This window comes from Pseudomonas sp. S2_B10 (genome assembly GCF_054668425.1).
The window spans coordinates 955925-969916 of record NZ_CP162768.1; the positions used below are offsets into that span (position 1 = coordinate 955925).

12 protein-coding genes are annotated in these 13992 nt (G+C 59.3%); 2 read left to right on the forward strand and 10 right to left on the reverse strand.

Translation table 11 applies throughout. The features are described 5' to 3' along the window. Positions 1-96: 96 nt before the first annotated feature. The 8 genes from AB4O45_RS04160 to AB4O45_RS04195 all read right to left on the reverse strand — a co-directional run bounded on the left by AB4O45_RS04160 (position 97) and on the right by AB4O45_RS04195 (position 9667). Positions 97-1227 (reverse strand): SGNH/GDSL hydrolase family protein, encoded by a 1131-nt coding sequence (locus tag AB4O45_RS04160; RefSeq protein ID WP_460161107.1) that lies wholly within the window; start codon positions 1225-1227, stop codon positions 97-99. Between the two features lie 105 nt (positions 1228-1332). After that, entirely contained in the window at positions 1333-2385 is a 1053-nt protein-coding gene (locus AB4O45_RS04165; RefSeq protein ID WP_460161108.1) for an acyltransferase family protein, read from the reverse strand. Positions 2386-2390: 5 nt separating this feature from the next. After that, positions 2391-3494, reverse strand: a complete 1104-nt coding sequence (locus tag AB4O45_RS04170; protein WP_071173035.1) for a hypothetical protein — start codon at positions 3492-3494, stop codon at positions 2391-2393. Beyond that, on the reverse strand, positions 3485-4717 hold the full coding sequence (locus AB4O45_RS04175) for an oligosaccharide flippase family protein (protein WP_460161109.1): 1233 nt from the start codon (positions 4715-4717) through the stop codon (positions 3485-3487). Before AB4O45_RS04175 ends, AB4O45_RS04170 begins: the two co-directional genes overlap by 10 nt. Further along, positions 4714-5826 (reverse strand): polysaccharide pyruvyl transferase family protein, encoded by a 1113-nt coding sequence (locus AB4O45_RS04180; RefSeq protein WP_041477306.1) that lies wholly within the window; start codon positions 5824-5826, stop codon positions 4714-4716. Before AB4O45_RS04180 ends, AB4O45_RS04175 begins: the two co-directional genes overlap by 4 nt. 15 nt (positions 5827-5841) lie before the next feature. Continuing rightward, entirely contained in the window at positions 5842-6924 is a 1083-nt protein-coding gene (locus tag AB4O45_RS04185) for a glycosyltransferase (protein ID WP_116657877.1), read from the reverse strand. Between the two features lie 40 nt (positions 6925-6964). Next, positions 6965-9187: a polysaccharide biosynthesis tyrosine autokinase gene (locus AB4O45_RS04190; protein ID WP_252868002.1), complete on the reverse strand. Its 2223-nt coding sequence runs from the start codon at positions 9185-9187 to the stop codon at positions 6965-6967. A 39-nt stretch (positions 9188-9226) separates the two neighbouring features. Then, a complete protein-coding gene (locus AB4O45_RS04195) occupies positions 9227-9667 on the reverse strand; it encodes a low molecular weight protein-tyrosine-phosphatase (protein WP_073471426.1) in 441 nt (146 codons plus the stop codon). Positions 9668-9956: 289 nt separating this feature from the next. On the opposite strand from AB4O45_RS04195, the gene AB4O45_RS04200 reads away from it, so the two are divergent. Beyond that, complete coding sequence (locus AB4O45_RS04200) at positions 9957-10913, forward strand: glycosyl hydrolase family 5 (protein WP_460161110.1); 957 nt, start codon at positions 9957-9959, stop codon at positions 10911-10913. Positions 10914-11115: 202 nt separating this feature from the next. Beyond that, entirely contained in the window at positions 11116-12042 is a 927-nt protein-coding gene (gene tal, locus AB4O45_RS04205) for a transaldolase (RefSeq protein WP_460161111.1), read from the forward strand. Between the two features lie 214 nt (positions 12043-12256). Here tal and rssC read toward each other — a convergent pair whose 3' ends face one another. Together rssC and rssB are read right to left on the reverse strand one after the other, a co-directional pair. Beyond that, positions 12257-12739 carry an anti-sigma factor antagonist RssC gene (gene rssC / locus AB4O45_RS04210; protein ID WP_003226553.1) on the reverse strand — a complete coding sequence of 161 codons (483 nt, stop codon included), beginning with the start codon at positions 12737-12739 and terminating at the stop codon, positions 12257-12259. Further along, positions 12739-13920, reverse strand: a complete 1182-nt coding sequence (rssB, locus tag AB4O45_RS04215; RefSeq protein ID WP_460094990.1) for a two-component system response regulator RssB — start codon at positions 13918-13920, stop codon at positions 12739-12741. The genes rssC and rssB overlap by 1 nt, the downstream gene beginning before the upstream one ends. Between the last annotated feature and the right edge of the window lie 72 nt (positions 13921-13992).

Sequence of the window (13992 nt, forward strand, 5' to 3'; positions counted from 1 at the left end):
CCCGGGCTTCACGCCGATCCATTGTGGGAGCGAGCCTGCTCGCGAAAGCGGCGGCACAGTCAGCATTGATCGTTCCCACGCTCCGCGTGGGAACGATCATGGTGGCGAATCGTCGCAACCGGTACTCGTACCAGTTATCCAGCCATAAAAATAATCGGCAATCACCTTCCCGCCCGTGGCCGGCAACGGATGAATCCTGTCCGGGCCGATCATCGCGCTGGCGTAGCGTTTGACGTCGGGGCCGAATGCGCATTGCAGGTTGGCGAAACCGAGCTGCTGCTCCCGCGCCCACGGTTCGAGCACCTGCGCATAGGCCGACATCGGGTAAGCGCTGGAGCGCGTAGTGTCCTGACGCATGATCAGGTTGATGCTCGCCGCTGGCTGGATCTCGCGCAGCATGCTCACCAGGCCCTGAACGTTCTGCAGGTACTGCGCAGGTTTGACGCCGAAGCCCTGATCGTTGCCGCCGAGCATGATCAGGTACACGTCGGCCGGAATCTTCGACACCACAGCTTTCCATTGCGTCTGCCACTGCGGATCGGCGTGATAGAAATCCGCCGATGCCGCGCCGGAGGCCGCCAGTTTCGACACTCGCACGCCCTGCTGATGGTTACCCAGCCACAGGCCGAACAGTGTCGGCGCGCCCTTCACCACTTCCAGTCTGAATGACCAGTCTGCGGCTGATGGAGCGCCCGCTAGCGCGACTTCCTGAACACCTGAGCCTGCGAGTTTCAACGGTTGCCAGTCTTGGGCGGGCGACCAGCGATAGCGCAACTCATCGGACTCGCCATTGCCCAGATACAACAGTTTCGCCTGAATGACCGTGGTATCGATGCGCGGCGAAGGGCTGGCATCGACTTGCAACCAGGCACCCGGCTTGCCGCTGATCGTGCGACTGTCCGGGCTGGCCTGGCCCAGGTCGGAAACCTTCCAGCCGCCGCCGAAGTATTTGTCGCTGCTGCGGGTGTATTTGAAGTGCGTGCCGCCCAGCGCCGCGCCGTGGTTGAAACCGACGTAACCGGGGCCGGCAAAACCCACCTCGGCGGCCACTCGCTGCACCAGTTTGTTCAGGTAGAAATCCTGCCCGGCGGTGTAGCTGTCGCCGATCACCGAAACCGCCAGCACCTTGCCGGTCTTGCCGTCGCGCCACTGCGCAAAGCGCTGGCGGGCATCGTCTACCGTGATGGCCGAGGTGGCGACTGGTTGAGGGGCGTCTACTGGCATCATTGAATATTTTCCTTTGTCCGGGATGGCCCCTTCGCGAGCAGGCTCGCTCCCACAAAAGACGCAATCCGCACAACCTCTGTGGGAGCGAGCCTGCTCGCGAAGCTTTCAGCTGTTCTGCGTCTGCACCACCGGAGCGACAATCACCGGTGCTTTCCTCTTCGCCGCACGCTCGCCAAGGAACAACACCGAAGTGAAATTGAACCGACTGAACACCATCGCCAACAGCACCGGCCCGAGCAATCCACAACTCAGACCACCAAGCACCAGCAAACTCTCATCCTTTACGCCGAGGCGCCCGAGGACAAACCGCGAGGTCGCTGCGAACAGCACATGAAAAAGGAAAATCGCATAGGAATACCCGCCGAGCCAGGTCAGCGCTTTCGAGCGCATGTCACTCGACAGCAACGCGATGCAAGACACACAACCCACCGTCAAACCAATCAGGCTGCGGCGATCGACAATCAGCTCACGATCGATCGCCGCGACGTACAACAGCGTCAGTGAAATCAACACAAACAGCAGCGGCCCGATCACTTTGAAACGCTGTTTCAAAACATCGACATTTTCTTGACCGATCATCCCTGCAACAAAAAACGGCAGCAGGTAAATCGCACCGTTGATACCGAACGCATCCAGCGGTAGCGGCGGCAGCAGGAACAACACCGCCGCAAACGCAAACAAGCCATACAACCGCGTCGCCGAACGCAGCAGGCCGCGCCACTCCAGCAAACCGACGAAGATGAAAATACTGAACACCGCCTGCAGGAACCAGAAGTGGTTGATCGGCACCCAGAACGACAACAACGCATCGATCACGCCGACGTCCTTGTTCACCCCCGGCCCCACCGCTTGCAGCACCGAGAACGGCACGCCGACACAGAACAGCGGCACGATCAACCGGCGCACCTTGCCGACGAAGAAGGCGGAAAAGTCATTGCCGCGAATCTTGTAGATCGAATAGATGTAGCCGGAGATGAACGTGAACAGCGGCATGCGCACGTACACCATCGAGTCGGCGATGACCCGGAACGGCGAGCCGATGTCGATCTTCAAGCCGCCTCCCAGCGGGCCGATGACGTGATAGAGCACCAGCAGCAGGCACGCCAGGCCGCGCAGGGTTTCGATCTCCAGGGATTTTTCTTGCTCGACATAGAGCACCTGCCTTAAGTGAGAATTCTTGATTCGACCTGCGCCGGTTTGTTCGCGCGCAGCATCAAGCCCAGGCCAACGAACAACACCGGCACGACCATCGAGAAGTGGCGGGCGAAGGAACCGAAGTCCGGCTCGAACAAGCCTTGCACCAACAGAAACGCCAGTGGAATCGCGATCAGTTCCTTGGGTTTGGTCTGGATCGGCGCGCCCTTGTAGTCGGTCGAAGTGATGACTTTGAACAGCAGCAGCGCGGTCATGATCATCAGCGCAACGAAGATCACCTGCCCCGGCCCGGATAGCAGAATCAGCTCAACCGGGAACGACAGGCGGAAGAAAATGATCATCGAGTCCAGTGCCTGGGAAACGAAGTCACTGCCGCTGAGCCACGACACGATGAGCGACTTCGAGCCCTCCTCGCCCGCCGTGCGCAGCTCGTTGTTGCTCGCGCGGATCGATGACACCGGAAAGCCCAGCGCCAGCTGAATGGCCATGGCCACCGCCAGATAAAACAGAAACAGCATCAGAAAGAAGGTGAAGCGCGAGACGTACTTTTTCATCACGCAGACGCCGACCCACGACAGCGAAAACAGAATCCAGTACGGCCGGATCAGCACACCGTAAATCACCGCCGAGAGGAAAAAACCACCGCGATATTTACGCGTCAATGCGCTGAGCAGAATGCTCAACACCGCCACCGACACGATGATTTCCTTGGTCAGGTTCTCGAGGAAAAACGAGCGCACGATGCCCCACAGGCACAGGGTGCCGAAAATGGTCAACGGCATGCGCCGAAACACCACCACCGGAATTGCGGTGAGGAAGAAATTGCAGAACATGCCGTAGGCCCAGGCATTGGTCAGATTGATCCCGGTGGGCCGCAGCAGGAACGCCGAACACTCGTAGGACGAGCGATCCGGCGAGAACGGGTTCCAGAAATTGCAGTTGTCGGCACGCGCATACGACGACCACAAGGTCATCGCATCCGGCCCCGGATCACGCGGCACCAACAGCGGCATCGCCACTGACAGAAACAGTCCGGTGAACAGGATCAGAAAGGAAATCGACGAATCGAATGTGCGCCCGCGAAACTCGATGCGCGGCAGTTTCAGGCCCATGACAGCGCAGCCTTCTTTGCGCCGGTGACACGGGTCAACACTGCAATCACACCAAGTTGCACGACGATGGCGAAAACATTGCCCCACGCCGCGCCGTAGATCGAGTAATGCTTGATCAGCACATAGCTGACCGGCACCGAAATCAGCAGACAGATCGCCGCGCTGGCCAGCGACACCCGGCTGTTTTTCGAAGCAATCAAACCGCCCCAGACGATGTCGCCAATCGCCCGCAACGCGAAGGAAAAAATCAGCACCGCGAGAATCGCGTTATCGGGACGCGGCACGCTGGCGGCGACGTAATCGAGCAGCACATTGAAAAACACATAGATCGCCACGGCCACAACGGCGGAGACCGCTAGCGAGCGCATCACCCATTTGTTGACGAACAGTTGCCTGACCGTGAACGCCTGTTGATCGGCCTGGAAACGCTTGGCCAACACCGGAATGCCGACCACCGCCACCACGGCATACGACAAGGCCTGCAAAGTGTTCGCCGCCGACCACGCGTACACATATTTACCGAGGCTGGCGTAGGGCTCCAGGTCGATGATCAGAAAGCGCTCGGCGTACTGACTCAGGGCGATCAGACCGGTGCCGAGATAGAACGGCAACCCGGCCTTCCACACCGTCGCGGTGTCCAGCGTCGCTGCTTCGCGGCCCTTGTGCACGTTCACCACGATCAGGTAACCCGCAATGATCACCAGCACGTTGGCGGCGACCCACAGCCACAACACACTGGCGATGCCCGCGACCCAGCCGAGCACCATGCCGCCTACCGCCAACACCGCCCACAGGCCGGTCTTGACGAAGAACAGCAAGGCGCCGGCGGTGGCTTTCTGCGCAGAAAACACGAAGGAATTGATTTCGAACGACAGGTGCTCAGTGAGCAACACCAGCGTCACGCACAGGATCAGCGTGGCGGTCGCTTCCACCGACTGGAACAGCGAATAGACCAGCACCGTCAGTACCGACAACAACAGCCCCACCGCCAGATACAGCAGCAGAACCTTGTCGACCAACCGCCGCGAGCTGCCGCCGACGCTGATCAAACGGTTGATTTCGGAACTGAAGCCGACGCTGTAGAACTTCGAAGCGATCAGCGAAGCCGCGACCACCACACCGTAAAAACCCAGCGCCTCGTAACCGAGGTAATGGGTGATGGCCAACACCAGCAAGAACTTCGCGCCCAAGGCTCCGCCGCGAAGCAACAGCCGAAATATCATCGAACGACACCCTTGATGATTTCGTCCATGGCCACGGTTTTCGCTTCGATTTCGCGGCAGGTGTCAGTCAGGCGCTTGCCGAAATCCGCCAAGGCATTGGGCGCGTAAACGGTGTTGATGATGGTGTCGACGTCGATGTCGCCGCCATTGATCACCCAGTCCTCGACGCCCATGTCCTGATAGGCGCCAAAGCCTTTGCGCTCGTAGCTGATGTGATACGCCGGCACGCCGGAGAGCAGCGATTCGATGGCGCCGTGCAGACGCACCGAGATCACCAGATCGGGTTGGTATTTGGCGATGGTTGCCTTCAGCGACAGCAGGTCTTCGTTGATGCCCAGCTCGCGGTAGAACGCGCCGTCATCGTTGCCACGCACCGCGCTCTGTACCGCGCAGACCACTTTGCTTTTGTTCTTCAGACGCTGCAGCAGCAGTTTCAGATTGGCCACGTAGGCGACCTTCTTCTCTTTGCTCCACTCCGGCGGCTTGCGCAGCACCACGCACACCGTCGCCGGCGAGGCGGCGCAGCGGGTGAATTTCGGTTGCTGAAGAATCTTGCTCGCCAGCGACTGCACGGCCAGATCCGGCGCGCGGTAGACGTTTTCGCAAGCGTCAAAAATCGCCGAGGAACGGTTGTCACGCACGAACACCGCATCGGCGCTGGCGTAGTGTTCGACGATCTTGCTGCTCTCGCCGTGGAACGGGCCGATGCTCTGCGGCAGGTACACCGACGGCACTTTGCTGAGAATCGCGGTTTCCAGTTGCTTGGCATGGCCGAGCTTCAGCTTGATGTGCTCGAAGGCGCTTTTCGAACGCATGTAACCGCCGCCGACACCGACGATCAGATCGGTCTTCTTCAGCAGATCAGCGAGCCCGGCATAGGACTGATTGAGAAACACCGCTTGCTTGACCCGCCCCAGACCCTTGGCCGCCATCACCGGCGCATCGAAACGCGGGTGCGGCAAGTAGTTGAACGACTCGGGGTCGGACGCCACGACACTGATCGCGGTGTCGTCACCGAAGTTACGCTGCACCAGAGCAATGGCCAGATCGACGAGCAGACCGTCACCGGAGTTGGACGCACTGTAGCCATGCAAAATCGTTACGTTCATAAGCTTGAGTTCTACTTAATAAGTGGGAGCGTGATACAGGTCGTAGGTCTGGCGGATCATCAACGCGGCGCTGAAACGTTCGCGGACAATGCTCCGGCCTTCGTTGCCGAGGTCGAGCAGGCGCGGCTTCTGGATGATCGTCAAAACGTCGGCCAGCGCCTGGTGATCGCCGGAGGGGAAGACGTAGCCGGACACTTCATTGGTGACCAGTTCCGGCAGTGAAGTGCAGTTGCTGGCGATCACCGGCAGCCCCATGGCCATGCCTTCCAGCGGCACCATGGCAAAGCCTTCCCAGCGACTCGGCACGATCAGCGCATCGGCTTTCTGATACAGCGCCTGCACTTCACTCGGGGTCACCCACGGCAGGTACTCGACCGAATCCATCGGTGGGCACTCGACCGAATCTTCGTTGACCGCACTGCCAACCACCGTCAGTTTGAGGTCGTTGCGATTGACCTTGGCGTAGGCCTTGAGCAGCACGTCGAAGCCTTTCTGGTAATCCAGGCGCCCGACGAACAGCAGATGAATCGGCTCGGCGCCAGCGGTTTTTGGCGCGTCATCCTTGTGATGAATGCCGTTGTAGATCAGCTTCATGCGCTTGCGCTCGATACCGAAACGCGCGGCTTTATCCAGCTCGTACTGGCTGACGCAGATGATCACGTCGGTGACTTTCTGCAGCACGCGCTCGATCCACGCATAGACTTTCTGCTTGGTCGGCGAGCTTTCCATCAGGAACGAAAACGCGTGCGGGCAGTAGACGATTTTCGGCTTGCGCCATGGTCGCAACAGCACGCACACCACACGGCCGATAACCCCGGAAAAGGTGCTGTGCAGATGCACGACATCGGGTTTTTCCTTGAGCAGCACCTGGCTCAGACGCCAGGCGAAACGCAGCAGCGACGGCACGTTGCGGCCACTGCGTGGAAAGGTGCGCACCTGCTGCGGGGCGATGCCGTGCAGCTCCTTGGCCTGATCCTCGGGGACCAGATAGACCAGTTGATAATTCGCCGCGTCGTCTTCGGGCGATGCCGAAATCGTGCGGATCACCGTCGCCACGCCACCTTTGATCGTCTCTGCCACGTGCAGTATTTTTTTCACAACTCACCCACTTCAAACAGGAAAGAACAATCGGCAACCATCAGGATTTGTCGGACGCGTATTCGTAGTTGTAATAGCCAGTGCCGCCGTAATAGCTGGCCGCACGCTTCTCGACGCCGTTGAACACCGCGCCTTTCAACTCGATGCCGTTCTGGGCGAAGCGGCGAATGGTCAGTTCGATCTCTTTGGCCGGGTTCACCCCGAAGCGGGTGACGATCAGGCTGATGCCAGCCTCGCGACCGACGATGGCGGCATCGGTCACTGCCAGCAGTGGCGGCGTGTCGATGATCACCAGGTCGTAGCGTTCGCTCAGTTGCGCCAGCAGTTCGCGGAAGTTGGCGTGCATCAGCAGCTCGGAAGGATTGGGCGGCACTTGCCCCCGGCTGATGAAGTGCAGGTTGTCGACTTCGACCTTGTTGATCGCCTGTTCGAGGGTGCAGCGCTTGACCAGCAGGTCGGACAAACCATTGCTGATCGGCGTGTTGAGGGTTTTGTGCAGATGCCCTTTGCGCATGTCGGCATCGATCAGCACCACGCGCTGGCCGCTCAGGGCCATGACCGCCGCAAGGTTGGACGAGACGAAGGTCTTGCCGACCTGCGGGCTCGGCCCGGAAATCATGATGCGGTTGTTGGTCGAATCGAGCCCGGCAAAGTGCAGGCAGGTGCGCAGGCTGCGGATCGATTCGATCGACAGATCAGTCGGGTTGCGCAGCGCCAGCAGATACGCCGGCTTGTCGACGCCATCGCGGGCGCGGCCCTTTTTGTTGTCCTCTTCCTCCTGCAAGGCGCTGTAGGGAATCGACGCGTAAACCGGCAGGCCCAACTGCTCGATGCCTTCCGGGCCTTCAAGGCCACGGCTGAGGGATTTGCGCAGCAGCACCAGCGCCACGCCGACAAACGCGCCGAGCAATGTCGCGATCAGCACGATCAGTGGTTTCTTCGGTTTGATCGGATTGGTCAGGTCGACATCGGCGGTGTCGATCAGGCGCACGTTGCCGACGGCCCCGGCGCGGACGATGTCGAGTTCTTGGGATTTGTTCAGCAACTGCGTGTAGATCTGCGAAGCCACCTCGACGTCGCGGGTCAGGTTGAGCAATTCCTGCTGGGTGGCCGGCAGGTCCTGAACCTTGCCTTCGAGGGATTTCTGCTGCTGGGTCAATTCGCCGATCTGCGTCATCAAGGCGCGATAGGCCGGGTGCTGTTTGGTGAACTTGCGATCGAGCTCAGCCTGCTGCATTTTCAGCTCGGAGATGCGCGTTTCCAGCGCCACCGACTGGCCCAGCACCGACTGGGTTTCCAGCGAAATGTTCACCGTCTTGCCGTGGGTCTGGTAGGCATTCAAAGCGTCGCTGGCCTTGGCCAGATCACGCTTGACCTGGGGCAACTGGCTCTGCAGAAACGCCAGGCTCTGCGCGGCCTCCGCCGAAGTGCGCCGTACGTTTTGCTCGACGTAGAGCGAGGCGATCTTGTTGAGGATCTTCACCGCCTCGGCCGCGTCGGAGCTGGCCAGCGCCAGACGAATGATCCCCGACTCCTTGCCTTGTTCGGAGATATCCAGCGCGTCCTGATAGCCCTGAATGGTCACAATCCGAGGATTGCGCACCACCTGAAAGCGCGTGCCGGGGTTGGCCATCAGGTGCGCGATCTGCCCTTCTACACCGTCATTGGCAAACGCTTCGCCGGCCACGCCTTCGGCGAGCAGATTGTCGTTTTCATCGAACAGCTCAAAGCGCTGCTGCTCGCCGGCGATCAGGGTAAGTTTCTTGCCGAGCAGGTCTTTCGGCAATTGCAGCCGATTGAATTCCAGACGTTCGCCGCCCCAGGCATAACTGTTCAAGCCGAAACGCGGCGGCGCGACGCTGGTCTCGCTGTCACCGCGATAGCGCCGCGAAAGGAAGCCGCCGATCAACGGGAACGTGTTGGGCGTGACGTCGATATCCAAGCGCAGGTCGTCAACGGTTTTGCCGATCACCGCGCGGGATTTGATGATGCCGATTTCGGTCACCGACGGCGATTGCCCACCGAGCATACTGTTGAGGTCGGAGAAACCGAGCATGTCGTTCTTTTTCGGTTCGACCTGCACCAGCGCGTTCGCCAGGTACACCGGCGTCGCCAGAACCGCATAGGCGACGCCGGTGACCATGAAGGCGCCCGTCAGCGCGCCGATCAGCCACTTCTGGTCGATCAGGCTGCCGAAGATGCCGAGCAGATCAATACTGTCTTGATCTTTGTCGCGGGTGCCGATTACGGACGGTAACTGCATAAGTCTGTTCTTACCATTTACTGTTCTGAAGAAGATTCATCAATGCCCGAGGCGCTTCGCCCATGAACTAACAGCATCTTCAATCAATGCGTGGGCATGAATAAACGCGGCTTTTCCTTGACGATACGGATCATGTATTTCGCGCTCGCTCTGCCACTTGCCGAGCAGAAACACTTTGCCTCGGGCGTGCGAGGCAATCTTCAGCACTTGATTGACGTGGGCTTTTTCCATGACCAGGATCAGGTCCGAGTCATTGACGATGTCCGAAGTCAGTTGCCGCGCCTTGAAGGCCTCGGCGCAATGCCCGTGTTCTTCGAGAACCTGCCGCGCCGAGGCTTCCACGCCCTCGCCCACGCGGGCGGACAGGCCGGCTGAGGAAACGGTGATGGCGGACTGGCCCAGCGCGTTGCGCAGCAGCAGTTCAGCCGTCGGACTTCGGCATATATTGCCCACGCAGACAACGAGGATCTTTTTGAACAAGTCTTGCTTTCCTGTGTAATATCAAACAGCCAACATGCCGTGAAAGTTAATGAACCCTCTCGACTTTCCTGCACTCAGAAATAGCTTCGCCCTGTTAGTACAGGAACATTAAGTACCACAGCGTTTTAACCCGCCCCAACCACAATTAGCGGACTAAAAATAACTGTGATTTTCAGTTGCTGTTTTCCTGACAAAAAATAACATTCGCGCACTTAGTGCCATCACTGTTATCGGAAATTGAGTAACGGGATAAATATTCGTAGTTGTCATTCTCTTCAGGAGAGCAGACATGAAAACAGCACAGCGCAATAAACTCGCCGCCCTCGCCCTGATGGCGCTCGGTGCCACCAGCCAGGTTCACGCCAGTGAGCTGTTCCCCAACCTTCCAGCAAAAACCATCGGCGTGCAGGTGAAAATCCAGAGCTTTACCGCCGCCGATGCCGCGCAGATCAAGGCAGCAGGCTTCAGCTTTGTACGCTTCGGTGTGTGGAGCGACAGCCTCACCGCCAAGACTTATCAGAAACAGGTCAGCGACGCCTTCGCCGCCGCCGCTTCCGCCGGCCTGCCGGTGCTGCTGACGGTGCGCGCGATCAAGGCACTGCCGGCCACGTCGCCGGAGGAGCTGAACGCCGCCGGCGGTAAGTTCGCCAACACCGTAACCGGGCTGGAAAAATCCTGGAGCTCGCAATTGGTGGCGATCGAAATCTGGAACGAGCCGGACCTGGAAACCTATTGGCCGACGCGCAATTTCGATACAACGTTCGTGCCGTTCATGGCCGGCATGTGCAAGGCCTTCGAAGCTCAGCCACAGACGACACCACGGGTCGGTTTCGGCTTCGCCCGGCCGCCAAGCGCGGGCTCGGCGTCGACGGTGGCGCTGAAAAGCATCGTCAGCGATTACCCCAAATGCTTGAACGCCGCGTCCTACCACCCTTACGGCATGACCGCCACGCAGATCAGCAACGCGCAGACCTTCATCCAGCAGAACTTCAATCTGCCGGGGGTCATCAGTGAATGGGGGGTTTCGGCCCTCGCCTCCAACGGTGGTCCTGAGGGGCAAGCGACCAAGATCAACGCGTTTATTACCGACGTTAAACGCCTCAATATTCCGCTGACCTCTATCTATGAATGGCGGAACAGTGATTCCGGCAGCAACGATCGCGAGAAGAACTTCGGCTTTCTCACCTCTGACGGCCAGCCAAAACCGGCGCGGTTGTCCGTGGAAGGTGTGTTGAACGCTGAGTAGGCGTTGGGCGACCGGCCTGTTCACAGGTCGGTTGCTTTGAACCTGTGGTCTGTTTTGGCATCGTATTCAGCGACACCGCGCCCCGCCTTTCAAACAATCGTTTTCAGGTTGTTGCCGCAGGGGCCATCGATCCACCAATGCACCCTTGAGTGCCCGTCAGCGCTCGGGTAATGTCTTCAGACCCATAGGATAGAGCACGCCCATGACTTCCAAGCTGGAACAACTCAAACAGTTCACCACCGTGGTTGCCGACACCGGCGACTTCGAAGCGATCGCCCGAGTCAAACCGGTCGACGCCACCACCAACCCTTCCCTGCTGCTCAAGGCTTCGGCCATTCACGGTTACGCCGAACTGCTGAACGATTGCGTTCGCGACTGCAAGGGCGATGTCGGCCTGGCCAGCGACCGTTTCGGCGTCGCAGTGGGCAAGGAAATTCTCAACGTGGTTCCGGGCCGCATCTCCACCGAAGTGGATGCGCGCCTGTCCTTCGACCAGGATGCGATCCTCAAGCGTGCGCATCGCCTGATCGAGCTGTACGACAAGGCCGGCGTCGGCCGCGACCGCGTGCTGATCAAGATCGCCTCGACCTGGGAAGGCATCCGCGCCGCCGAGATCCTCGAGAAGGAAGGCATCCAGACCAACCTGACGCTGCTGTTCTCCTTCGCCCAGGCCGCCGCCTGCGCCGACGCCGGGGTGTTCCTGATTTCGCCGTTCGTGGGCCGTATCTACGACTGGTACAAGAAGGCCAACGGCAACGACTACACCGGCGCTGATGATCCGGGCGTGCAGTCGGTGACGCGCATCTACAACTACTACAAGGCCAACGACTACAAGACCGTGGTCATGGGCGCGAGCTTCCGTAACATCAACCAGATCGAGCAACTGGCTGGCTGCGATCGCCTGACCATCAGCCCGGAACTGCTGGAGAAACTGGCCGCCGATACCGGCAAGCTGGAACGCAAACTGGCACCGGGCAATGCCGGTGAAGCGCGTCTGAGCCTCAACGAAGCGCAATTCCGCTGGTTGTCCAACGAAGACGCGATGGCCACCGAGAAACTGGCTGAAGGCATCCGTCAGTTCGCCCGCGACCAGGAGAAGCTGGAAGCGTTGCTGCACGCCAAGCTGTGATTTGAGTCTGTAGAACGCAAAAAGGGCGAACCTGTGAGGGATCGCCCTTTTTCATTTGCCTGCACTGATAAATGTATCGACCGACCCGACGCCATCGCGGGCAAGCCCGCTCCCACAGGGTATGTGGAGAACCTAAGTTTGAGGTTTCACGCGATCATTGTGGGAGCGGGCTTGCCCGCGATGAGGCCAGCCCAGACACCATCAATTCATGAGGTCAGTGTCTTTCCAGGGCATTGACCAGATCATGAAACGCTTCACGATTGGAATCGTTCAGGCCCATGAGAATCTTGTGCGCTTCCAGCACCTTGATTCGCACCACTTCCTCGGACTGGTCCTGATCCGGCAGGTCGTCCAGGCACTCCGGGCACGGCACCGGGTGGTTGACGATGTTGAACACCTGCTCGAAGCCCATCGACTGCAAAAGCCGAGTGATGTCTTCGTGGGTGGTGACAACCGTCGGCAACAGGCCGACCTTCTGCCGCGACAGGATCGACAGTTTGGCCAGCAGGCCCAGGGTGGTGCTGTCGATGCTGCGGGTTTCGGTCAAATCGATCACGATCGCGTTGAAATTCAGCGCGGTGAAGATTTTCTCAATAGTCGCATCCAACGCCGAACACAGGGTCAGGCGAACTTCACCGACGAACTTCAGGACGAAGGTGCCGTCCTGCTCGGCGAACTGGATTCTACCGGTACTCATTAAAGATTCCTGCTCAACACCAACAGGGCGATATCATCCGGCATCTCCCCTAGCGTGGCCAAACCAAACACTTGCCGCAGACCATCCAGGCTGCCGCCCGCCGACTTCACCCGTTCGGGCAAAGCAGCCTCTTTTTCTTTGAGCGTTGCTTCCGGCAAAAGGTCCAGAATGCCATCAGACATCAGCGTCAGGCTGAACGTCGGCGGCAGCTCAAGCACGTGGTCTTCGTAGGTGGCTTCGTTGAAGAGCCCCACCGGCAGACCACGGCCTTCGAGATAACGAACACTGTCAGGCGTGTACAACACAGGCAAAGGCAGATGGCCGCCGATGCTATAGGTCAACAAACCGGTCTCCTCGTCGATGACTCCACCGACCATTGTGACGTGTTTACCCAGCTTACAACTGATCAGCCCCCGGTTGATATGACCGAGCACTTCCGAAGGCTTGAACTCCGGCAAGGTACCGCTGCGTTTCGATTCGAAGAGCAAACGCGTGGTCATGAACTTCAGCAGCACGGTGACGAAGGCTGATGACGCGCCATGCCCGGAAACATCCGCCAGATAAAACGCGACCCGGCGCTCGTCAACGCGGAAATAGTCGACAAAATCACCCGACAGGTACAGCGACGGGATGATTTGGTGGGCAAAGTTGAATTCGTCGATGCTCCACGGGCTTTCCGGCAGCATGTTCATCTGCACCTGGCGACCGGCGTTCTGGTCTTCCTGGAGCAGGTTCAGGCTGGCTTCGAGCTCGCGGTTGGCCTTTTCCAGCTTATCGCTGTAGCGCTGGTTTTCCAGCAGCAGCCGCGCACGATCCAGGGCTCGGCGCACGGAGTGCTCGAGCACAGCCAGATCTTCGAGAGGCTTGATCAGGTAGTCCGCCGCACCCAGGCGCAGGGCCTCGACTGCGTCGTTCATCACCCCGGCACCCGAGACCACGATCACCGGCGTCTCCGGTGAGCGCTCGGTAACCTGACGGATCAGTTCGAGACCGCCCATCTGCGGCATGCGCAGATCGCAGATGACCAGATCGGGCTCGTCTTGCTCGAATACCTGAAGACCCTGTTGACCGTTGCCGGCCTGCAGGACGCTGAAACCACTGTCTTCCAGATAGGCCGCGAGGCTCGCGCGCACTACCTCGTCATCATCGATTATCAGCAGCGTGGCACTGGTTTTTGGCATGTGGGCAAACGGCGCCAGAATTAGGTTGGCGTAGTGAGCGGGGCAACGGCCCTGCGCAGACTACTGGATTCG

Coding starts and splice junctions, on each gene's coding strand:
- AB4O45_RS04160 (WP_460161107.1), bottom strand. CDS start 1,227: ATGATGCCAGTAGACGCCCCTCAACCAGTCGCCACCTCGGCCATCACG.
- AB4O45_RS04170 (WP_071173035.1), bottom strand. CDS start 3,494: ATGGGCCTGAAACTGCCGCGCATCGAGTTTCGCGGGCGCACATTCGAT.
- AB4O45_RS04175 (WP_460161109.1), bottom strand. CDS start 4,717: ATGATATTTCGGCTGTTGCTTCGCGGCGGAGCCTTGGGCGCGAAGTTC.
- AB4O45_RS04180 (WP_041477306.1), bottom strand. CDS start 5,826: ATGAACGTAACGATTTTGCATGGCTACAGTGCGTCCAACTCCGGTGAC.
- AB4O45_RS04190 (WP_252868002.1), bottom strand. CDS start 9,187: ATGCAGTTACCGTCCGTAATCGGCACCCGCGACAAAGATCAAGACAGT.
- AB4O45_RS04200 (WP_460161110.1), top strand. CDS start 9,957: ATGAAAACAGCACAGCGCAATAAACTCGCCGCCCTCGCCCTGATGGCG.
- tal (WP_460161111.1), top strand. CDS start 11,116: ATGACTTCCAAGCTGGAACAACTCAAACAGTTCACCACCGTGGTTGCC.
- rssC (WP_003226553.1), bottom strand. CDS start 12,739: ATGAGTACCGGTAGAATCCAGTTCGCCGAGCAGGACGGCACCTTCGTC.
- rssB (WP_460094990.1), bottom strand. CDS start 13,920: ATGCCAAAAACCAGTGCCACGCTGCTGATAATCGATGATGACGAGGTA.